Source organism: Mycobacterium sp. Aquia_213, from assembly GCF_026625985.1.
Taxonomy (GTDB): Bacteria; Actinomycetota; Actinomycetes; order Mycobacteriales; family Mycobacteriaceae; genus Mycobacterium.
In genome coordinates, this window is record NZ_CP113116.1 from 4982314 (window position 1) to 5002127 (window position 19814).

Genomic DNA, 19814 nt, shown 5'->3' on the forward strand with positions numbered 1-19814 from the left:
GGACGTTATCCTATGATGGTGTGAGCGTCAAGTAGAAGGGCGGGACCAGTGCGATACCCACCAGGCCAGAAGGCACGCGCGCGCGACGCACTCGTGCGCGCCGGCACCCGCTCGCTCAAGACGAGCGGGTTCAACGGCATCGGCGTGGACGGGCTGGCCGCCGCCGCGGGCGTCACGTCGGGCGCTTTCTATTCGAACTTCCCGAACAAGACGGCGATTCTCGAGGCCGTCATCGAGGCGGGGCTGGGCGAACCCTTCGTCACGGACACGGACGCAATGACCCGTACCGAGGCGCGGGCGCACATGATCGCGTTTCTCCACGAATACATGAACACCGATCACAGCCTCGATGTGGCGGGTGGGTGCGTGATGCCCGCGCTGAGCGCAGACGTGTCCCGTGCCGAACCGCCGGTCAAAGAGGCTTACCAGCGCAAAATGATCGCACTGATCGACCGAATCACCGAACTGCTCGACGGAGAGGAATCCGACCGCCGGCAACGGGCATGGAGCATCGTCGCCTTGATGGTCGGATCGGTCCTGATCTCGCGCGGTATGCCCGAAGACAGCGAAAACCGAAGCGCGCCACTAGATTCCGCGCTCAGTACGGCGTCCGCACTAATGGACGCCGAACCGCAGGGCTAGGAGAGCTCGGTGGCCGAGCCGCCCGCGGCGGTGATCTTCTCGCGGGCGCTGCCGCTGAACTTGTGCGCCGACACGTCGACCTTGACGGCCAGGTCGCCGTCGCCGAGGACCTTCACCAACGAGTTCTTGCGAACCGCACCCTTGGCAACCAGCTCGGCGACGCCGATGGCACCGCCCTCGGGGAACAGCCGACTGATGTCACCGACGTTGACGATCTCGTATTCGGTGCGGAACCGGTTCTTGAACCCCTTGAGCTTGGGCAGCCGCATGTGGATCGGCATCTGACCACCCTCGAAGGTCACCGGCACGTTCTTGCGCGCCTTGGTTCCCTTGGTACCGCGACCGGCGGTCTTACCTTTGGAGCCCTCACCGCGACCGACGCGAGTGCGCGCCTTCTTCGACCCGGGGGCCGGCTTCAGGTCGTGCAATTTGATGGTCATTTGGTCTCCTCCACCTCAACCAGGTGGCTCACCACCGCGATCAGCCCGCGGGTCTGGGGGTTGTCCTCGCGAACCACCGACTGGCGAATCTTTCGCAACCCCAGGGTGCGCAGGGACTCGCGCTGTTTCCAGCGCGCCCCAATGATGCCGCGCACCTGGGTGATCTTCAGCTGGCTCATTGCTGTGCCGTTCCTTCTCGCGCGGCACTGGCGGCCAGCGCTTCGCTTTCCCGTCGCGCCCTCAGCATCCCGGCCGGGGCGACATCCTCGATCGGCAGACCGCGGCGAGCGGCCACCTCCTCCGGGCGCTGCAGCAGCTTGAGCGCGGCCACCGTGGCGTGCACCACGTTGATCGCGTTGTCACTGCCCAGCGACTTGGCCAGGATGTCGTGCACCCCGGCGCATTCCAGCACGGCGCGCGCCGCACCACCGGCGATCACACCGGTACCCGGACTGGCCGGGCGCAACAGCACCACACCCGCGGCCGCCTCACCCTGCACCGGGTGCGTGATGGTGCCGCCGATCAGCGGGACCCGGAAGAAGCCCTTGCGTGCTTCCTCGACACCCTTGGCGATCGCGGCCGGAACTTCCTTGGCCTTGCCGTAGCCGACACCGACCATGCCCGCGCCGTCACCCACGATGACCAGAGCGGTGAAGCTGAATCGCCGACCACCCTTGACCACCTTGGAAACACGGTTGATCGCGACGACCCGTTCCAGGTAGTTGCTCTTGTCTCCGTCGCGGTCACGGTCGCGCCCGCGGCCACCGCCGCCGTCGCGCCGACCCCGGCCGTCACGGGAATCGCGGGAATCGCGGCCGTCACGGCTGTCCGGGGCGCCTTGCCCCCCAGCGGACTGCTCCGCCATTATGCGGTCCTTCCAGTTGTCATCAGAATTTCAATCCGTTCTCGCGGGCAGCGTCAGCCAGCGCCGCGATCCGTCCGCCATAGGTGTATCCGCCACGGTCGAACACCACGCTGTCGATGCCGGCCGCCTTGGCGCGCTCGGCGATCAATTGACCGACCCGCACGCTGTGGGCTTTCTTGTCGCCGTCGACGCCGCGAACGTCCGCCTCGATGGACGACGCGGCGGCCACCGTGGTGCCGGTGAGGTCGTTGACCAGTTGCACGTGGATGTGCCGGGCCGACCGGTTCACCACCAGGCGCGGACGCTCCGAGGTGCCGGCGATCTTCTTGCGCAGCCGCGCGTGCCTGCGCAGCCGCGCGACCCGTCGAGTGGCGGAGATGTTCTTACCCGCCGGCTTTTGGGCATCAGCCTGTGTTTTCGCCATGACTACTTACCTGTCTTTCCGACCTTGCGGCGGACCTGCTCACCCTCGTAGCGCACGCCCTTGCCCTTGTACGGGTCGGGACGGCGCAGCCGGCGGATGTTCGCCGAAATCTGGCCGACTTTCTGCTTGTCGATCCCGGTGACGCTGAACTTCGTCGGCGTCTCCACCGCGAACGTGATGCCCTCGGGCGCCTCGATCAACACCGGGTGGCTGTATCCGAGCGCGAACTCGAGGTTGGAGCCTTTGAGCTGCACCCGGTAGCCGACGCCGAAGATCTCCATCTTGGTCGTGTAGCCCTGCGTGACGCCGGTGACCAGGTTGGACACCAGCGTGCGCGACAGCCCGTGCAGCGAACGGTTTTCCCGCTCGTCGTCCGGGCGGTTGACCACGATCGCACCGTCTTCGCTGCGTACCACCGTGATCGGCTCGGCGACGGTCAGGTCGAGGGTGCCCTTGGGACCCTTGACCGAGACCTTTTGGCCGTCGATCGTTACGTCGACTCCGGCGGGAACCGGAATCGGCTTCTTACCAATGCGCGACATGGTTACCCCCTCACCACACGTACGCGAGGACTTCGCCGCCCACGCCCTGTCGAGCAGCCTGGCGGTCGGTTAGCAGCCCCGAAGATGTCGAGATGATCGCCACGCCCAGGCCGCCGAGCACGCGCGGCAGGCCAGTGGATTTCGCGTACACCCGAAGACCGGGCTTGGAGACCCGGCGCAGGCCGGCAATGCTGCGTTCCCGGCTGGGCCCGTACTTGAGCTGAACCACCAGCGACTTGCCGACCCGAGCATCTTCGGTCCGGAAATCGCTGATGTATCCCTCGCTCTTGAGGATCTGGGCGATGTTGGCCTTGATCTTGGAGTGCGGCAACGTCACTTCGTCGTGATACGCCGAATTGGCGTTGCGCAGACGTGTTAAGAAGTCTGCGATCGGGTCCGTCATTGTCATGACAGCGTCTGTAACCTTCCTCGCGATGGTTCCCGTTAGGGGCCTGTCGCGGACCTGTTCTGGGTTGGTCTCTCGTCCTGTGCCTGTTACCAGCTGCTCTTCTGCACGCCGGGCAGTTCGCCCGCGTGCGCCATTTCGCGCAGGCAGATCCTGCACAGCCCGAACTTGCGGTAAACCGCACGCGGACGTCCGCACTTGTTGCAGCGTGTGTAGCCACGCACCGCGAAGCGCGGCTTGGCGTTGGCCTTGTTAACGAGTGCCTTCTTAGCCATCTACTCAGTTCTCCTTGAACGGAAAGCCGAGGGCCCGCAACAGCGCTCGTCCTTCGTCGTCGTTCGTCGCCGTAGTGACGACGTTGATGTCCATGCCGCGGACCCGGTCGATCTTGTCCACATCGATCTCGTGGAACACCGACTGCTCGGCCAGTCCGAAGGTGTAGTTGCCGACGCCATCGAACTGCTTGGGCGATAGCCCGCGGAAGTCACGAATACGCGGCAGCGCAATGGAGGTGAGCCGGTCGAGGAACTCCCACATCCGGTCTCCCCGCAGGGTGACCCGCGCGCCGATCGGCATGCCCTCGCGCAGCTTGAACTGGGCGATGGACTTGCGAGCCTTGCGGATTTCGGGCCGCTGCCCGGTGATCAGGGCCAGGTCGCTGACCGCGCCGTTGATCAACTTGGCGTCCCGGGCGGCGTCGCCGACGCCCATGTTGACGACGACCTTGGTCACGGTCGGGATCTGCATGACGTTGCCGTAGCCGAACTCCTTGTGCAACGCATCGCGAATCTCGTTGCGGTAGCGCTCTTTCAGGCGCGGCTGCACTTTCTCTGCAGTGGTCATCAGATGTCCTTGCCGTTGCGCTTGGAAATACGGACGCGCTTACCGGTCTCCTCGTCGACCCGGTAGCCGACGCGGGTCGGCTTACCGTCGGAGTCGACCACCATCACGTTGGAGATGTGAATCGGCGCTTCCTGGGTGACAATTCCGCCCGAGCGGGCGCCGCGCTGGTTGGTCGAAACCGCGGTGTGCTTCTTGATCGCGTTGACACCCTCGACCAGCACGCGGTTGCGGTCCGGGTAAACCTTCAGCACTTTGCCTTTGGCGCCCTTGTCCTTGCCCGCGATCACCAGGACGGTGTCGTCCTTCTTGACCTTCATCTACAAAACCTCCGGAGCCAGCGAGATGATCTTCATGAATCGCTTCTCGCGCAGTTCGCGCCCGACCGGCCCGAAGATGCGGGTACCGCGCGGGTCGTTGTCGGGCTTGATGATTACCGCGGCGTTCTCGTCGAACTTGATGTAGCTGCCGTCGGAACGCCTGCGCTCCTTGACGGTGCGCACCACGACGGCCTTGACGACGTCACCGCGCTTGACGTTGCCACCCGGGATGGCGTCCTTGACGGTGGCGACGATGACGTCACCGATGCCGGCGTAGCGTCGCGACGAGCCACCGAGCACCCGGATGCACAAGATCTCCTTGGCGCCGGTGTTGTCGGCGACCTTCAGTCGCGATTCCTGCTGAATCACTCGATCTCCTGACTGAGTTCACGTGTGCACGGCAGGAGAACACCTCGGTAAACCTTCACAAAGCAAGGCCCACCACAAACCTGACGTGCGCGGTCTTTGTTACCGAAGGGCACGCGGGGCCTGTGACGCTTGCACGCACCGGCCGAGGTCTGCCCAAGGCAACCCCTAGAGTCTAGGTGAAGACCTGCTCAGCGCCAAATTCCGGCTGCGGCGAATCCCGCCGGGTGCCCAACCTGCCGGCGCCGCACCGCCGCACCCCTATCTAGCAGCGGCGATACCGGCCGTCACGGGGCTTTAGTCCCCTTGCCGGACCCAGGCGAGAATGTACAAGGTCATCGCCACCACCAACGCGATCAGCACCCACTGCACGATGGCCTGGTCGATCCAGGAGCCCGGCGGTGGTGAACCGGGCAGGATATTTCGCAGCGGGACGATCGCGAACAGCATCGCGGCGTACCACGTTCCGAAGGGCGGCACGAACTTTCTGCGGCCCATCACCATCGGAATCGCCACCGACAAGCCCACGATCGGCAGGGTGATGAGGACGATGCAGATGAAGAGGTCGAAGACCAGCGGCCCCTTCGCCCGCTTGAGCGTGATGACCAGCTGCGCGTCGTCGAGACCCCGCGAGTTGACGTTGCTGGTTTCGTCGACGCGGCTGACGTCGACATCCCAGCCATCCAAACTTCCGGTCACTTCGACCCGGGCGGGCAGTTTCTTGCGCTCGTCGCCGGAGCCGATCAAGGTATCGGCCGAGATTTTCTCGGTTCTGTACGTGTCGAGCGGCCAGTTGGCCGGGTCGCCGTGCGTCTCGATGGTCGTTTCGACCTGCGCGGGCGCCTTGCCCTTCGGGAATTGCAGATCGCCGAGGTCACTCGTGGGGTACAGACGCACCGCGACGTCGGTGCTCAGGACGTCGAATCGCTTGTCGTACAACGAATCCGGCGGGTAGACGAGCACGTCGACCTTGAGGCGATTAGCGGTGGTTTTGAAGTCGTCGAGGCGCAACTGCACGATGGTGTCGTTGCCGCCGCCCTGGCTCAGGTCCAGCGGTGGCAGTGGTCCCGCCGATCGCTGCAGGTAGTGCACGCCGAACAGGGAGAAGGCGTAGACGCCGATCACACACGCCAGGATGAACGCGCCGAGGGACAGGCGCGGCCGGTGCCTGCTGAGAAAGCCGCCGGCGCCCGAATTCGGCGGCTTGTCCGGCTCTGGGGGCGCGACTGTCGGCGGTGTTTCGGTGGTCATCGGTCCCGGCCAGCAACTCGCTGGCGAAATCCAGCTTGAAGGGGCGCCACGGGCAGATGGTAGCGAACATCCGCACCGCCCGCGCAACTAAATTCGGTGCCCCGGGGAGTTCTGTCACCTGCCCGAAAGCCGTCGTTAACGCGCGGCGGCGGATCCGGGGTCGGCCACGCAGCGAAACCCGATGTGGGTGGTGGCGGTGTCTTGGGACTGCGGTGACCGGGCGGCCGGGCGGTAGCGGTGGCAGTACTCCGGCGCGCACAGGTGCGAACCACCCTTCAAGGCCTGGCTGACGGTCGGGTCTGCGGGTCCCGACGGTGCACAACACGACTTCGGGGGCGCATCGAGGCGATGGTGCGCGGCGAATTCGGTGGCGGTCCACTCCCAGACGTTGCCGATCATGTCGTGCAGTCCGAACCCGTTCGGCGGAAACTCCCCCACCGGCGAGGTCCCCACCCAGCCGAGCGCACCGTCGTTGCGGTACGGAAAGTTGCCCTGCCACGTGTTGGCCATCAGTTGCCCGCCGGGATCGGGCTCGTCGCCCCAGGCATAGGTGCTCGCGCGTCCGCCGCGGGCGGCGTACTCCCACTCCGCCTCCGTCGGCAGCCGCCGCCCGGCCCAGCGCGCGTAGGCGGCGGCATCCGGATATGCGACCTGAACGACCGGATGATCGGCCCGGTCCTCGACACCGCTGGCCGGTCCGAACGGATGGCACCAACTCGCGCCCGGCACCCAGTCCCACCACTGCCGCCAGTCGCGCAGGTCGACCGGACCCGGCGTGGGACGGAAAACCATTGCGCCCGCGCTCAGCTCACCGGGATCCATCCCCGGGTACAGCGCCGGGTCGATCGGCTGCTCGGCGACCGTGACATAGCCTGTGGCAGAGACGAATTCGGCAAATTGCGCGTTGGTCACCGGGTGCCGCTCCACCGCGAAGGGCCCCACGGTCACGGTGTGGATCGGCGCCTCTTCGGGGTAGAAGGCCGTCGATCCCATGCGGAAGGTGCCGCCGGGGAGATCGACCAGCTCGGTGAGCACCGTTTCAGGGTAGGCCGACCGCGGCGCGCGCTAATCCGATCGCTTGTACCAGGTGAACATGTAGGCCATCATCGCCGCGACGAGTGCGATCAGCACCCAGATCACGAGTGCTTGGTCGATCCAGGCACCCGGCGGTGGCGCCCCCGGCAGGAAGTTGCGGATGGGGATGACCGCGAACAGCAACGCGGCGAACCACCCGCCGAACGGAGGCACCAGCTTCCGCTTGCCGAGCGCCATCGGAACGACGACCGCCAACGCCATGGTCGCCAGCGCGAAGAGGACCAGGCAGATGCCCAGATCGAAGATCAGCGGGGCCTTGGACCTCTCCAGGGTGATGATCACGCTGTCGCCGCCTTCGCCGACCCGTTGAAGCCTGACGTCCCAGCCTTCCAATTTTCCGGCCACCTCAACACGGGCCGGTTTGTACTTGCGATCGTCGCCGGACCCGCCCATCACCTCGGCCGAGAGCGTGTCGGTCTCGTAGGAATCGAAGGGCCAGATCTCGGGGTCGCCGTGCGCCTCCACCGTGGTGGCCACCATCGCCGGTGACTTGCCCGCCGGGTAGGCGAGGTCACCCGCGTCGTTGGGAGGATCCATGCGCACCGCGGTGTCCGTCTTGAGCACCTCCAGCTTCGGGTCCCACATGTTTTCCTGGGGGTACACCAGCACCTTCACCCCGAGGCGATTGGCGACGGTCTTGAGCTCCTCGATGCGCACCAGTACGACGGTGTCGTCGGCCGCGTTGAGATCCGGGGCCTTCAGCGGTGCCGCCGATTCGCCCAGCAGATGAAAGCCGAACAACGACAAGGCGTAGACCAAGAAGAATGCGAACAGGATGAGCAGCCCGAGCAGCAAGCGGCTCTTCTGCTTGGGGGGCGGGGCGGCGTGGGATGGCGGGGCTTGGGTGGTCATCGGTCACCTCCAGGGCGGCTAATTTGGGGTGGACTCACATTCGCTGAGCGATTCCAGCTAACCGGAGACGACACGAACTCAGATGGTAATCATCCCGCGCCAATCGCGCTGGAAATGCGAGTTTTCGCAAACTGCTGTATTTGTCCCGTCACCGGCGGTCGGTGTTGCAAACTTTCAATTCACCTGATGTTTGTTTGCGCGTCGCTTCGATAACTGCAAATCTCGACGTGTGTCGAAAGCGGGGTGGGCATGCACCCCGAAACCGGGCTCGCCGCCGATGCCGGGCGCCGTCTTCGTCGTCCAGGCTACGTGTACCAACCTGCCCGAGATCTATGCAGCCGGAGACTGAGTGCACCCCTGCCAGCCCTCAATCCAGTTGATGCGCTTACCCCAGGTCACCGCTGCCATGAACAACGCCGCATCGCTAGACTTCGGTCACAGCCCAAGGCCGTCTCACCAGCTGCCGTTACCAAGGAGGCAATCAACGTGAAGCACAACAGACCGGCTGCCGCCCTAAGCGTGCTGACCGCAGCCGCACTGGTGCTCTCGGGATGCGGAAAACCCCACACCTCGCTGTCGTACGCCAACGGAGCGCGAGTGGATTGCGGTGGTAAACAAGAAATCTCCGCCAGCGGTTCGACCGCGCAGGCAAATGCGATGAAGCGATTCATCGATGCGTACACGAAGGCCTGCAAGGGACAAAGTCTCAGCTACACCGCAAACGCATCCGGCCCGGGTGTCGCCGACTTCCTCGCGGGCAAGACCGACTTCGCCGGATCCGACCTACCGCTATCGGGCGACCAGTACGCAGCCGCCAAACAGCGCTGCGGCGGCGCCGATGCCTGGAACCTGCCCGTGGTGTTCGGCCCGATCGCTATTACCTACAACCTCAACGCGATTGACTCGCTGGTGCTCGACGCGCCCACGCTGGCCAAGATTTTCAACGGCACCATCACGCGCTGGGACGACCCGGCCATCACCGCGATGAACGCGTCGATGCCGCCGGAGAACATCCACGTCGTCTACCGCGCCGACCCCTCCGGCACCACCGCCCACTTCCAGTCCTACCTGCAGGCGGCTTCCGGCGGGGCCTGGGACAAGGGCACCGGCAAGACCTTCAACGGCGGCGTGGGCACCAGCGCCCACGGCAATGTCGGCACCTCGGCGGCGGTGAAGAACACCGAGGGCGCGATCTCCTACAACGAGTTGTCGTTCGCCATGGACCAGGGATTGTTCGCCGCCCAGATCAAGACGCCGGCGAGCCGGAAATCGTTGCGGCCGGTGCGCATTGGGACCGACACCGTCGGCAAGACCATCGCCAGTGCCAAGATCATCGGCAAGGGCAACGACCTCGTGCTGGATACCGCGCCCTTCTACAACCCCACCCAGCCCGACGTGTACCCGATCGTGATGGTCACCTACGAGATCGTCTGCTCGAAATACCCCGACCCGGCCGTCGGCCAGGCGGTCAAGGCGTTCCTGCAAGCGGCCGTCGGCCCGGGCCAGGCCGACCTCGACAAGAACGGCTACATCCCGTTGCCGCCCGACTTCCAATCACGGGTATTCACCGCTATCGACGCCATCACCTCGGCGTCGATAGAGAATGTGCGCTAAGGCTTTTCGAGTCCTAGCTCTTTTTCGGCGTTTTTCGATCTCGGTGCCGCCACCAGGCGGACACGAATATCGTCATCGCGGCGACCAGGCCTATCAATACCCATAGGACTACGGCTTGGTCGATCCAGGAACCGTACGGTGGATTGCCGGGCAGGATGTTGCGCAGCGGGACGATGGCGAACAGCATCGCGCCGTACCAGGTGATGAACGGCGGGATGAACGAGGTCCTGCCCAACGCCATCGGAATGGCCACCCACAACGCCAGAATCGGCAGGGTGATGAGCACCAGGCACACACCGACGTCGAAGATCAGCGGACCCTTGGCCCGGTGCAGCGTGATGACCACATCGTCCATCACATTGGGATCGGCATCGTCGGAGTCGTGAACGCGGGTGACGGTGGCGTCCCAGCCGTCCAGCCTTCCGGTCACTTCGATACGGGCCGGCAATTTTTCGCGGCTCTGGCCGGTTCCGGTGAACACGTCGGCCGCGATGACACCCGTTGTGTACGAGTCGAATGGCCAGTTGCCGGGATCGCCTTGAGCCTGGATGGTGGTGGCGACCTGCGCGGGCGCTTTTCCGACCGGGTACTGCAGATCGCCGAGGTCGTTGTCGGGATACAGTCGCACGGCGGCGTCGGTGGTCAGCACACCGAAGTTCTTGTCGTACAACGAATCCTTCGGGTAGACAAGCACATTCACGGTCAGCCGATTCGCCACCGTTTTCAGCTCGCTCAGGTTGACCTGCACGACGCTGTCCTCGGCCTCGACCTTGCTGAAGTCCACCGCGGGTAGCGGCGGTGCCGATTTGGCCATCAGGTGCATAGCGATCAGGGAGAGAATGTAGACACTAATGAGGGCTACGAGAATCCCGAAGGCTATTGCGATCTGCCGTCCGCGCGATTCTGGTTGCGACGGCGGCAGCGGCGGAGCTTCAGCGGTCATCGGACATCACCACCACTAATAGAACGGATAGTTCGACGCCTTTCCCGGCAGGCACGGGGTCAGATGCTAGCAGTCGGGCGCCCCGTTTCAGGGGATAACGACCGCGAATTGCTGCATTACCGTGGACTTCGCCGCGCTGAACCCGGGCGCGCTCGCGGGGCCCTCCAGATGGACGACGACCAGAAAGGCCTTGGTGTTCGTCCAGATGTGGGTGATGCGGTCGGCGAAGGCGACCCCACCGGCTGCTCCGATGTTGCCGCTGAGCAACTGGCTGCTGTAGCCACAGAACTGAGCCGCTTCCACGCTGACTTGGACGCCGGGATTGGCGGTGTGCAGGTCGGCGCCGTAGCGCAAGAACGCCCCGCCGGCTTCGAGGTCGGTCGGGGTGATGGTCACCTTCGCCGACAACCCGTCGGGCCCGGTCGCGGTCAAGGCCAAGTCACCGGCGCCCGGCGCCGAGTTCCAGCCGTCGGGTAGCGGCACGGTGAGCCTGGGCGCCACCGGATCCGAGACCGAAGCCGCGGCCATCCGGCCGTTGCCGGTGGCCGCCGGCAGGCAGGCCAGGGCGTTGGGGGGAATGTGATCGGGCGGTGTGGCCTCGACGCCGGGCACCGGCTCGGCCGGATCGTATCGGCGCGTCGTCGTCGAGGTCGGCGTCGACGACGCCGTCGTGCTGGCCCGAACGGCGTTGCCGTCGGTGGTTTTTCCGCATCCCGCGACCACCCACACCAGCACACAGATCATCCCCGCCATGGCAAGCGGGACATACCTGGTTCGTCGCGCGCGTTCAGTCGCGCGAAAATGCAAGCGCAAGTTCGGATTCCACGTCTTGGTAGGGCCGGCCGGACAAGTCGATAGTGACCGCGGCGATGGTGCCGCCGGTGAAGATGAACGGCGCCTTGTACTGGCTGGACACTCCGGACCCGCCGTTGCGGCCGACGGTGATGCCGGCACCCGCCAAACCGAAGGTTCCGGGGTGGGTGGTCACATCCGCGAGCGTGCCGACCACCTCGTCGTCAATGAACAGGGTGACGTCGCCCAGCGGCGTATGACTGTTCGGCACGGTTCCGGTCCGCGCATAGTTGGCGCCGAAAAGGTGTCTGCCCAACGGCACCGCACCCGACGAGGACACCAGCTGCTGGCGCTCGCCGAGGAAGTTGTAGACGTAGTGCAGGCGTCCGTCCTGGATGAACAGCACATGCCCGCCATGCGCACCGCCCTGCTTGAACAGCACGCCTTCGGCGCCGGTGGTATCCACGGTCACGTCGGCCAGCAGCGCGAACGAGCGGCCGCGGATTTCGGCCGCGGCACCGATTCCGACATCGGCGCAGTCCGGGTAGTAGATGTAGCTGGTCCGCTCCCCTACCAAGTGGGGCCGGAAACGGGTCAGCGTCTCCATCAGGTTGAGATCGGCCAGCGGCAGGCCGTTGTACTTTGCGGCTTCGGAAAACCACAGCGCCTTAAGCTCTTCCAGTTTCTCGGGTTGTTCGGCGGCCAGGTCGTGGCACTGGCTGCGGTCGGCCTCGATGTGGAACAGCTCCCAGCGATCGGCGTCGAAGTGCGACCAGCCGGCCGGCGTGGCGGCGTGCACGGTGTTGGCGAACCAGCCTTCGTGCCAGATGCCGCGGGTGCCCAGCATCGTGTAGAACTGCGTCTTCTTACCGGTGTCAGCGGCCGGATCCGCAAGGGCCACTTTGAAACTCACGCCTTCCAGTGGCTTCTGCGTAATGCCTTTGACCGTCTCCGGTGCGGTGATGTCCAGCAGGTCATAGATCGTCGGAGTGATGTCGGAGACGTTGACGTAGTTGTCGCGAACCTCGCCGTGCGCCGCAATTCCGTTGGGCCACGAGATGATTGCCGAGTCGGCAATGCCGCCCTCATGCGAGGCATAGCGCTTGTAGAGCTTGTAAGGAGTGTTGAAAGCCATCGCCCAGCCGATCGGGTAATGGTTGTAGGTCTCCGGTCCACCCAGGTGATCGAAGAGCTTCATGCTCTCCTCGACGGTGTCGATGTACCCGTTGAAGAATTTGCCCTCGTTCACCGATCCGTTCGGACCGCCCTCGCCGCTGGCGCCGTTGTCGGAGATCACCACGATGATGGTGTTGTCCAGCTGGCCGGACTCCTCGAGATAGTCCAGGATTCGGCCGATCTGGGCATCGGTGTAGCTCAGGAAGCCGGCGAACACCTCGGCCATCCGCGAAAACAGCTTGCGCTCTTCGTCGTTCAGCGAGTCCCAAGGGCGAACCGTATCCTGCAGCGGCCACGCCTCACCGTTGGGCCCCTTGACATCCAGGTACGGATTGATCGGGGACAGTTCGGTGTCCGGCGGCACGAGCCCCATCGACTTCTGCTTTTCCAGCACGACCTCGCGGTAGCGTTCGTAGCCCATGTCGAACTTGCCGGCGTACTTGTCGGCCCATTCCTTGAAGACGTGATGCGGCGCGTGTCCGGCGCCGGGGCACACGTAGCTGAACCAGGGCTTCTCGGGCGCAATCACCTTGGCATCGCGGATGAATTCGATTGTCTTGTCGGCGATGTCCTTGGACAGGTGGTAGCCGTCCTCGGGGGTGCCGGGCGCGTTCACCGGGTGGTTGTCGTAGACCAGGTCGGGGTACCACTGGTCGGTCTCGCCGCCCATGAATCCGTAAAATCGCTCGAAGCCGCGCGAGGTGGGCCAGTGCCGTTTCGTCGAGGCCATGCTGCACTCTTCGAGCGGCGTGAGGTGCCACTTGCCGACACAGTAAGTGTTGTAACCACGTTCGGCGAGCACCTCGGAGACCAGCGCGGTATCGGTCGGGATCCGGCCGTTGCAGTTCGGGAAACCGTCGGTGAATTCTTCGATGGTGGCCATACCCACGGTGGTGGCGTTGCGACCGGTCAGCAGCGATGCCCGGGTCGGTGAGCACAGCGCGGTGGTGTGAAACTGCGACAGCCGGATGCCGCGCTCGGCAATCCGCGTCATCGCGGGCATCTCGACCAGGCCGCCGAAGCAGTCCCAGGTCGCGATGCCGGTGTCATCCCAGACCAGATACAGGATGTTCGGCGAATTCTCCGGGGCGGTCGGCGCCGCGTACGGACCCCAGTCCGGCTCCGAATCGCGAATGTCCAGTTCGATCTTGCCGTTAAAGTCAGGGGAGTCAGGAGACATGGGCCGAGCGTAACGCCATGGCGAAAATTCCGACCTTGTTTCGCCGTGGCGTTACCCCCGCAAGCGGGCGTTGCCCACGATTCACACCGAACGACAAACGCCCGAAACCGTGAGGTCTCGGGCGTTGCTTGTCGCTCGGGAGTTACTTGGCCTTTTCCAGCACCTCGACGAGACGCCACCGCTTGGTGGCCGACGTCGGGCGCGTCTCCATCAGCGAGACACGGTCGCCGACGCCGGCGACGCTGTCCTCGTCGTGCGCCTTGACCTTCTTGGTCGTCCGGATGATCTTGCCGTACAGCGCGTGACGCATACGGTCTTCCAGCTCGACCACGATGGTCTTCTGCATCTTGTCGCTCACCACGTAGCCGATGCGCGTCTTGCGCCGGCCACGCGTCTTCGGGTTCGCCGGGGTGTGCTGGGGGCCCTTCTCCTTCGAAGCGCCATCCTTCGCAGCGGCCTGCTTGGGGGCGGCCTTAGCTTCTGCCATCACGATTCCTTATTTCCGTCGGATCCGTCAGGACCACTTGCCAGGCCCAGCTCTCGTTCACGCAGCACCGTGTAGACACGGGCGATTTCCGAACGCACCGTGCGCAGCCGGCGGTTGTTGTTGAGCTGTCCGGTCGCCATTTGGAAGCGGAGGTTGAACAGCTCCTCCTTGGATTCACGCAGGCGTTCGGTCAGCTCCTCGTCGGTGAGCTCGCGCAGTTCGCCAGGCGAAATACCCACTGCCATCAGAACTGATCCTCTCGGGTGATGATGCGTGCCTTGATCGGCAGCTTGTGAATTGCTCGGGTGAGCGCCTCGCGGGCGGTCTGCTCGTTGGGGTAGCTGAGCTCGAACAGCACCCGGCCCGGCTTGACGTTGACGACCCACCACTCCGGCGAGCCTTTACCCGAACCCATGCGGGTTTCCGCGGGCTTCTTGGTCAGCGGACGGTCGGGGAAGACGTTGATCCACACCTTGCCGCCACGCTTGATGTGCCGGTTGATCGCGATACGAGCCGACTCGATCTGCCGGTTGGTGACGTAGGCGTGCTCGAGGGCCTGGATACCGAAGTCGCCGAAGTTCACCTCCGTGCCACCGCTGGCGATGCCGCGCTGGCGGGGATGGTGTTGCTTGCGGTGCTTAACTCTGCGGGGAATCAACATGATTCAGCTCTCCGTGCTCTGCGGTTCGGGTGCAGGCGCAGCGTCGGCCGGGGTGGCGTTCTCCTCGGCGCCCGCGGCCCGTCCAGCCTCAGTGCTGGTGGCCGTGGTACCCGACGCGCCGCTGCGGCGTGGGCGGGTGCCCGTCGGCCGTTCGCGGCGCGGACGGTCGGCGCCCGCCGGTGCGGCGGCGGGCGATTCGCGCTTGCCGCCGACGATGTCGCCCTTGTAGATCCACACCTTCACACCGATCCGGCCGAAGGTGGTCTTGGCCTCGTACAGGCCGTAGTCGATGTCGGCGCGCAGCGTGTGCAGCGGAACCCGGCCCTCGCGGTAGAACTCCGAGCGGCTCATCTCGGCGCCACCGAGGCGGCCCGAGCACTGCACCCGGATGCCCTTGACGTTGGGCTGACGCATCGCCGACTGGATGGCCTTACGCATCGCGCGACGGAACGCCACGCGGTTGCTCAGCTGCTCGGCAACACCCTGGGCCACCAATTGTGCTTGCGACTCCGGGTTTTTGACCTCGAGGATGTTCAGCTGGACCTGCTTGCCGGTCAGCTTCTCCAGGTCCGCGCGGATCCGGTCAGCCTCGGTGCCGCGGCGGCCGATGACGATTCCGGGACGCGCGGTGTGGATGTCGACCCGGACGCGATCGCGGGTGCGCTCGATCTCCACGTCGGCGATGCCGGCGCGTTCCAGACCGGTGGACAGCAGCCGGCGGATCGCCACGTCTTCCTTGACGTAGTCGGCGTACTGCTTGTCGGCGTACCAGCGGGACTTCCAGTCGGTGGTGATCCCCAGCCGGAAGCCGTGCGGATTGATCTTCTGGCCCACTAGTCTGAGCCTCCCTTCGCGTCAGAAGTCTCAGACGTCTTGGCTTCAGATTGGGGCGCAGCCTTTTTCGCGGGCGCCTTCTTGGCGGCCGGCGCCTTCTTCGCGGGCGCGTTGGCCGGCGCCTTCGCGGCGGCCTTGCTGCCCTCGGCGCGGCGAGTCCGCGACGACTTCGACGACTGCTGGTCCTTGCTCGGGCGGCTTTCCACCACCACGGTGATGTGGCTGGTGCGCCGGCGGATCCGGAACGCACGACCCTGGGCGCGCGGACGGATTCGCTTGGCGGTCGGGCCCTCGTCGGCGTAGACCGAGGCGACCACCAGGGTCGCCGGGTCCAGGCCGTCGTTGTTCTGCGCGTTGGCCGCGGCGCTGGCGATCACCTTGGCGACCGGCTCACTGGCGGCCTGCGGCGCCCAGCGCAAGATGTCGAGCGCGTCGGCCACCGACTTGCCGCGCACCAGGTCGATGACCCGGCGCGCCTTTGTCGGCGAAACCCGCACGAACCGTGCTTTGGCGACGGCCGACGGATATTCCGTCGTCGTGGTGCTCATCGGCGCTTGGCCTTTCGGTCGTCCTTGATGTGGCCCTTGAAGGTGCGCGTCGGTGCGAATTCACCGAGCTTGTGGCCGACCATCGCCTCGGTGACGAACACCGGGACGTGCTTGCGGCCGTCGTGCACCGCAAACGTGTGGCCAATGAAGTCGGGAATGATCGTCGAACGGCGCGACCAGGTCTTGATGACCTGCTTGCTGTTCTTCTCGTTCTGCACGTCCACCTTCTTGAGCAGGTGGTCGTCCACGAACGGTCCCTTTTTCAGGCTGCGTGGCATCTGTTACTCCTCGACTTCCTAGCGACCGTGCTTCTTGCCGGTGCGCCGGCGTCGGACAATGAGCTTGTTACTGGCCTTGTTCGGCTGACGGGTACGGCCCTCGGGCTTACCCCACGGGCTGACCGGGTGACGACCACCGGAGGTCTTGCCCTCACCACCACCGTGCGGGTGGTCCACCGGGTTCATCACGACACCTCGGACGGTCGGACGCTTGCCCTTCCAGCGCATACGACCGGCCTTGCCCCAGTTGATGTTCGCCTGCTCGGCGTTGCCCACCTCGCCGACGGTGGCGCGGCAGCGCACGTCGACGCGGCGGATCTCACCGCTGGGCATACGCAGCGACGCGTAGGTGCCCTCTTTACCGAGCAACTGGATGCTGGATCCGGCCGACCGCGCCATCTTGGCGCCCCCGCCCGGGCGCAGCTCCACGGCGTGGATCAACGTACCGGCCGGGATGTTGCGCAACGGCAGGTTGTTACCCGGCTTGATGTCGGCGTTGGCGCCCGACTCCACCACATCGCCCTGCGAGAGGCCCTGTGGGGCAATGATGTAGCGCTTCTCCCCATCCAGGAAGTGCAGCAGCGCGATGTTCGCGGTGCGGTTCGGGTCGTACTCGATGTGCGCGACCTTGGCGTTGACACCGTCTTTGTCGTTGCGCCGGAAGTCGATCACCCGGTAGGCACGCTTGTGACCCCCACCCTTGTGACGAGTGGTGATGCGGCCGTGGGCATTACGCCCACCGTGCCCGTGCAGCGGGCGCACCAGCGACTTCTCCGGCTCCGAACGAGTGACCTCGGCGAAGTCGGACACGCTCGCGCCGCGACGACCCGGGGTCGTCGGCTTGTATTTGCGAATTGCCATGTCTTATCAGGTCTTTCTCTCGGGCGCGGCTAGGCCGGTGCTCCGAACAGGTCAATCGGCTTGCTGCCCGGGGCCAGGGTGACAATCGCGCGCTTGGTGCCTTTGCGCTTGCCAAACCCGGTCCGGGTGCGCTTCCGCTTGCCCTGCCGGTTCGCGGTGTTCACCGATGCGACCTTGACGGAGAAGATCTTCTCGATAGCGATCTTGATCTGCGTCTTGTTCGAATCGGGATGCACCACGAAGGTGTACACGTTGTCGTCGAGCAGGCTGTACGACTTCTCCGAGATGACCGGAGCCAGGATGATGTCGCGTGGGTCAGTGACGGTCGCCATCAGGCCGAAACCTCCACATCATTGTTGTCAGCGTTGCCCGTTGCCGCGGCGATGTAGGCGTTGAGCGCCTCGACGCTGAACACCACATCATCGGAGCGCAGCACGTCGTAGGTGTTGAGCTGACCGGGCGCCAGGATGTGCACACCCGGTATGTTGCGCACGCTCTTGGCACCGGCCTCGTCGGTGCTGCCGATGACGACCAGCACCTGCTTGCGATCGGTCAGCGTGTTCAGAAACGCCTTGGCGCTCTTGGTCGACGGAGTCTGACCCGACACCAGCTCGGTGATCGCATGGATGCGGCCGTTGCGGGCCCGGTCGGACAGCGCCCCGCGCAGTGCCGCCGCGATCATCTTCTTCGGCGTGCGCTGGCTGTAGTCGCGCGGCTTGGGACCGTGCACGACACCACCACCGGCGAACTGCGGGGCGCGCGTCGAACCCTGCCGCGCGCGTCCGGTGCCCTTCTGCCGGTAAGGCTTACGGCCACCACCGCTGACCTCGCCGCGCGTCTTGGTCGAGTGCGTGCCCTGGCGGGCTGCCGCGCGCTGCGCGGTGACCACCTGGTGCATCAACGCGATATTGGCTGGGGCGTCGAACAATTCGGCGGGCAGCTCGATGGAGCCGTCGACCTTGCCGTCCGGCGTCTTTACGTCAATCTTTACCGCTGCCATTACTTCTCACCTCGTTTGATCGCGGTGCGAACCACAACGAGTCCGCCGGTGCGGCCGGGGACCGCACCCTTGATCAGCAGCACGCCGTTCTCGGCATCGACCTTGTGCACCACCAGGTTCTGCACGGTCACCCGGTCGTTACCCATCCGGCCCGCCATCCGCGTGCCCTTGAAGACGCGCGCGGGAGTGGCGCAGCCGCCGATGGAACCCGGACGACGGTGCACCGCCTGGGCACCGTGGCTGGCGCCCTGGCCACGGAAGCCGTGGCGCTTCATGGTGCCGGCGAAGCCCTTGCCCTTGGAGGTACCGGTCACGTCGACATAGGCGCCGTCGGCGAAGATCTCCGCCGTCAGCTCCTGGCCGACCTCGTATTCAGCGGCCGCCTCCGGGTTGTCCAGACGCAGCTCCGCCAAGTGACGGCGCGGGTTCACGCCCGCGGCGGTGTACTGGCCCGTGACGGGCTTGTTGACTTTCCGTGGGCTGATCTCGCCGTAGGCCAACTGCACGGCGCTGTAGCCGTCGAGTTCCGGGGTGCGGATCCGCGTGACCACGTTGGGTCCCGCTTTGACCACCGTCACCGGCACGACCCGGTTGTTCTCGTCGAACACCTGCGTCATGCCCAGCTTGGTACCCAGAATGCCTTTTCTTGCCATGAGTTCTGGATCTCCTACTGGATGTTGACGTCGACACTGGCCGGAAGATCGATGCGCATCAGCGCGTCAACGGTCTTCGGCGTCGGATCAAGAATGTCGATCAACCGCTTGTGGGTGCGCATCTCGAAGTGCTCCCGCGAGTCCTTGTACTTATGCGGGGAGCGGATGACGCAATACACATTCTTCTCGGTCGGCAGCGGCACCGGCCCTACGACGCTGGCACCCGTGCGGACGACGGTCTCGACGATCTTGCGCGCCGAGGCGTCAATAGCCTCATGGTCGTAGGCCTTAAGCCTGATGCGGATCTTCTGTCCCGCCACGCTTCTCCTACCCTCACTCCTCTGGAGGCCCGGGTGTCCGGGCCTGGTGCCCCCGGCGCGCTTCGACTCGGCCGTCTGCGGCCGATCGAGCGTCGCGCCGGTTAATGCGCCGCTGTTTACCTGTCGTGGTCCACCGGCCCCCGCGCTCGGGTGTGTCACCCGCACGCAGCCTCAATCGCGGCCAAATTCGTCGCCAATAAGGGTGGGACCGGACGCGCCCGTTTGGGCGCTGGTCGTATGCCCGGCCAGGCGCGAACCCGGCTCAAGGCAACCCGAACAGTATGCCCTAGATCATGGCCCAAACAAAATCCCGCCCAAATCCCGGGCAGAATCTCGCGACCAGGTCAGATAGGCAATTTCGAATAGTAGCGAGGACAGCGGTCCTTCGCCGATGGTCACCCCGCACTTAGCGTCGGATTAGGAG

The 19814-nt window shown here is 65.1% G+C and carries 29 protein-coding genes and 1 pseudogene; 3 read left to right on the forward strand and 27 right to left on the reverse strand.

Annotated elements, in window-relative coordinates:
- Window positions 1-48: 48 nt before the first annotated feature.
- Window positions 49-642, forward strand: coding sequence for a TetR/AcrR family transcriptional regulator (locus tag LMQ14_RS23100; RefSeq protein ID WP_267731964.1), 594 nt, complete (start codon window positions 49-51; stop codon window positions 640-642).
- On the opposite strand, the gene rplO is transcribed toward LMQ14_RS23100, so the two are convergent.
- From rplO to LMQ14_RS23165, 13 genes are all read right to left on the reverse strand, one after another.
- Window positions 639-1082: a 50S ribosomal protein L15 gene (rplO, locus tag LMQ14_RS23105; protein ID WP_267731965.1), complete on the reverse strand. Its 444-nt coding sequence runs from the start codon at window positions 1080-1082 to the stop codon at window positions 639-641. The genes LMQ14_RS23100 and rplO overlap by 4 nt on opposite strands.
- Window positions 1079-1261, reverse strand: coding sequence for a 50S ribosomal protein L30 (rpmD, locus tag LMQ14_RS23110; protein ID WP_267731966.1), 183 nt, complete (start codon window positions 1259-1261; stop codon window positions 1079-1081). Before rpmD ends, rplO begins: the two co-directional genes overlap by 4 nt.
- Window positions 1258-1947 carry a 30S ribosomal protein S5 gene (gene rpsE / locus LMQ14_RS23115; protein ID WP_267731967.1) on the reverse strand — a complete coding sequence of 230 codons (690 nt, stop codon included), beginning with the start codon at window positions 1945-1947 and terminating at the stop codon, window positions 1258-1260. The genes rpmD and rpsE overlap by 4 nt, the downstream gene beginning before the upstream one ends.
- A gap of 22 nt (window positions 1948-1969) precedes the next feature.
- Window positions 1970-2371 (reverse strand): 50S ribosomal protein L18, encoded by a 402-nt coding sequence (rplR, locus tag LMQ14_RS23120; RefSeq protein ID WP_267731968.1) that lies wholly within the window; start codon window positions 2369-2371, stop codon window positions 1970-1972.
- 2 nt (window positions 2372-2373) lie between these two features.
- Window positions 2374-2913, reverse strand: coding sequence for a 50S ribosomal protein L6 (gene rplF, locus LMQ14_RS23125; RefSeq protein WP_267731969.1), 540 nt, complete (start codon window positions 2911-2913; stop codon window positions 2374-2376).
- A 10-nt stretch (window positions 2914-2923) separates the two neighbouring features.
- The gene (gene rpsH / locus LMQ14_RS23130; protein WP_066818230.1) at window positions 2924-3322 is read right to left on the reverse strand and encodes a 30S ribosomal protein S8; all 399 of its coding nucleotides are present in this window, start codon (window positions 3320-3322) and stop codon (window positions 2924-2926) included.
- 86 nt (window positions 3323-3408) lie between these two features.
- On the reverse strand, window positions 3409-3594 hold the full coding sequence (locus LMQ14_RS23135; RefSeq protein WP_090600437.1) for a type Z 30S ribosomal protein S14: 186 nt from the start codon (window positions 3592-3594) through the stop codon (window positions 3409-3411).
- Window positions 3595-3598: 4 nt separating this feature from the next.
- A complete protein-coding gene (gene rplE, locus LMQ14_RS23140; RefSeq protein WP_267731970.1) occupies window positions 3599-4162 on the reverse strand; it encodes a 50S ribosomal protein L5 in 564 nt (187 codons plus the stop codon).
- Window positions 4162-4479, reverse strand: coding sequence for a 50S ribosomal protein L24 (gene rplX, locus LMQ14_RS23145; protein ID WP_267731971.1), 318 nt, complete (start codon window positions 4477-4479; stop codon window positions 4162-4164). Before rplX ends, rplE begins: the two co-directional genes overlap by 1 nt.
- Window positions 4480-4848 (reverse strand): 50S ribosomal protein L14, encoded by a 369-nt coding sequence (rplN, locus tag LMQ14_RS23150; RefSeq protein ID WP_085233453.1) that lies wholly within the window; start codon window positions 4846-4848, stop codon window positions 4480-4482.
- Between the two features lie 294 nt (window positions 4849-5142).
- A complete protein-coding gene (locus LMQ14_RS23155; RefSeq protein WP_267731972.1) occupies window positions 5143-6096 on the reverse strand; it encodes a DUF4436 domain-containing protein in 954 nt (317 codons plus the stop codon).
- Window positions 6097-6231: 135 nt separating this feature from the next.
- Window positions 6232-7131, reverse strand: coding sequence for a formylglycine-generating enzyme family protein (locus LMQ14_RS23160; RefSeq protein ID WP_267731973.1), 900 nt, complete (start codon window positions 7129-7131; stop codon window positions 6232-6234).
- 30 nt (window positions 7132-7161) lie between these two features.
- Window positions 7162-8043: a DUF4436 domain-containing protein gene (locus tag LMQ14_RS23165; RefSeq protein WP_267731974.1), complete on the reverse strand. Its 882-nt coding sequence runs from the start codon at window positions 8041-8043 to the stop codon at window positions 7162-7164.
- A gap of 486 nt (window positions 8044-8529) precedes the next feature.
- Between LMQ14_RS23165 and pstS the strand changes: the two genes are divergently transcribed.
- On the forward strand, window positions 8530-9657 hold the full coding sequence (gene pstS / locus LMQ14_RS23170; RefSeq protein WP_267731975.1) for a phosphate ABC transporter substrate-binding protein PstS: 1128 nt from the start codon (window positions 8530-8532) through the stop codon (window positions 9655-9657).
- A 13-nt stretch (window positions 9658-9670) separates the two neighbouring features.
- On the opposite strand, the gene LMQ14_RS23175 is transcribed toward pstS, so the two are convergent.
- The 14 genes from LMQ14_RS23175 to rpsJ all read right to left on the reverse strand — a co-directional run bounded on the left by LMQ14_RS23175 (window position 9671) and on the right by rpsJ (window position 19390).
- Window positions 9671-10600: a DUF4436 domain-containing protein gene (locus LMQ14_RS23175; RefSeq protein ID WP_267731976.1), complete on the reverse strand. Its 930-nt coding sequence runs from the start codon at window positions 10598-10600 to the stop codon at window positions 9671-9673.
- Between the two features lie 87 nt (window positions 10601-10687).
- Window positions 10688-11344: a hypothetical protein gene (locus LMQ14_RS23180; RefSeq protein WP_267731977.1), complete on the reverse strand. Its 657-nt coding sequence runs from the start codon at window positions 11342-11344 to the stop codon at window positions 10688-10690.
- A 43-nt stretch (window positions 11345-11387) separates the two neighbouring features.
- On the reverse strand, window positions 11388-13748 hold the full coding sequence (locus LMQ14_RS23185; RefSeq protein ID WP_267731978.1) for an arylsulfatase: 2361 nt from the start codon (window positions 13746-13748) through the stop codon (window positions 11388-11390).
- Window positions 13749-13890: 142 nt separating this feature from the next.
- Window positions 13891-14235: a 30S ribosomal protein S17 gene (gene rpsQ / locus LMQ14_RS23190; protein ID WP_267731979.1), complete on the reverse strand. Its 345-nt coding sequence runs from the start codon at window positions 14233-14235 to the stop codon at window positions 13891-13893.
- A complete protein-coding gene (gene rpmC, locus LMQ14_RS23195) occupies window positions 14235-14480 on the reverse strand; it encodes a 50S ribosomal protein L29 (RefSeq protein WP_267731980.1) in 246 nt (81 codons plus the stop codon). Before rpmC ends, rpsQ begins: the two co-directional genes overlap by 1 nt.
- On the reverse strand, window positions 14480-14896 hold the full coding sequence (gene rplP, locus LMQ14_RS23200) for a 50S ribosomal protein L16 (RefSeq protein ID WP_096284779.1): 417 nt from the start codon (window positions 14894-14896) through the stop codon (window positions 14480-14482). The genes rpmC and rplP overlap by 1 nt, the downstream gene beginning before the upstream one ends.
- A 3-nt stretch (window positions 14897-14899) precedes the next feature.
- The gene (gene rpsC / locus LMQ14_RS23205) at window positions 14900-15730 is read right to left on the reverse strand and encodes a 30S ribosomal protein S3 (RefSeq protein ID WP_267731981.1); all 831 of its coding nucleotides are present in this window, start codon (window positions 15728-15730) and stop codon (window positions 14900-14902) included.
- A complete protein-coding gene (gene rplV, locus LMQ14_RS23210; protein WP_267731982.1) occupies window positions 15730-16278 on the reverse strand; it encodes a 50S ribosomal protein L22 in 549 nt (182 codons plus the stop codon). Before rplV ends, rpsC begins: the two co-directional genes overlap by 1 nt.
- Window positions 16275-16556, reverse strand: a complete 282-nt coding sequence (gene rpsS / locus LMQ14_RS23215) for a 30S ribosomal protein S19 (RefSeq protein WP_025738376.1) — start codon at window positions 16554-16556, stop codon at window positions 16275-16277. Before rpsS ends, rplV begins: the two co-directional genes overlap by 4 nt.
- An 18-nt stretch (window positions 16557-16574) precedes the next feature.
- Complete coding sequence (gene rplB / locus LMQ14_RS23220; RefSeq protein WP_267731983.1) at window positions 16575-17417, reverse strand: 50S ribosomal protein L2; 843 nt, start codon at window positions 17415-17417, stop codon at window positions 16575-16577.
- 29 nt (window positions 17418-17446) lie between these two features.
- Window positions 17447-17749, reverse strand: a complete 303-nt coding sequence (gene rplW, locus LMQ14_RS23225; RefSeq protein ID WP_108925332.1) for a 50S ribosomal protein L23 — start codon at window positions 17747-17749, stop codon at window positions 17447-17449.
- On the reverse strand, window positions 17749-18417 hold the full coding sequence (gene rplD, locus LMQ14_RS23230) for a 50S ribosomal protein L4 (RefSeq protein ID WP_267731984.1): 669 nt from the start codon (window positions 18415-18417) through the stop codon (window positions 17749-17751). The genes rplW and rplD overlap by 1 nt, the downstream gene beginning before the upstream one ends.
- Window positions 18417-19070, reverse strand: a complete 654-nt coding sequence (rplC, locus tag LMQ14_RS23235; RefSeq protein ID WP_036466700.1) for a 50S ribosomal protein L3 — start codon at window positions 19068-19070, stop codon at window positions 18417-18419. The genes rplD and rplC overlap by 1 nt, the downstream gene beginning before the upstream one ends.
- Before the next feature lie 14 nt (window positions 19071-19084).
- On the reverse strand, window positions 19085-19390 hold the full coding sequence (rpsJ, locus tag LMQ14_RS23240) for a 30S ribosomal protein S10 (protein ID WP_003873519.1): 306 nt from the start codon (window positions 19388-19390) through the stop codon (window positions 19085-19087).
- Window positions 19391-19494: 104 nt separating this feature from the next.
- Here rpsJ and LMQ14_RS28190 point away from each other — a divergent pair.
- Window positions 19495-19677 (forward strand): annotated as a pseudogene (locus LMQ14_RS28190) (hypothetical protein); the annotation flags it as partial.
- Between the last annotated feature and the right edge of the window lie 137 nt (window positions 19678-19814).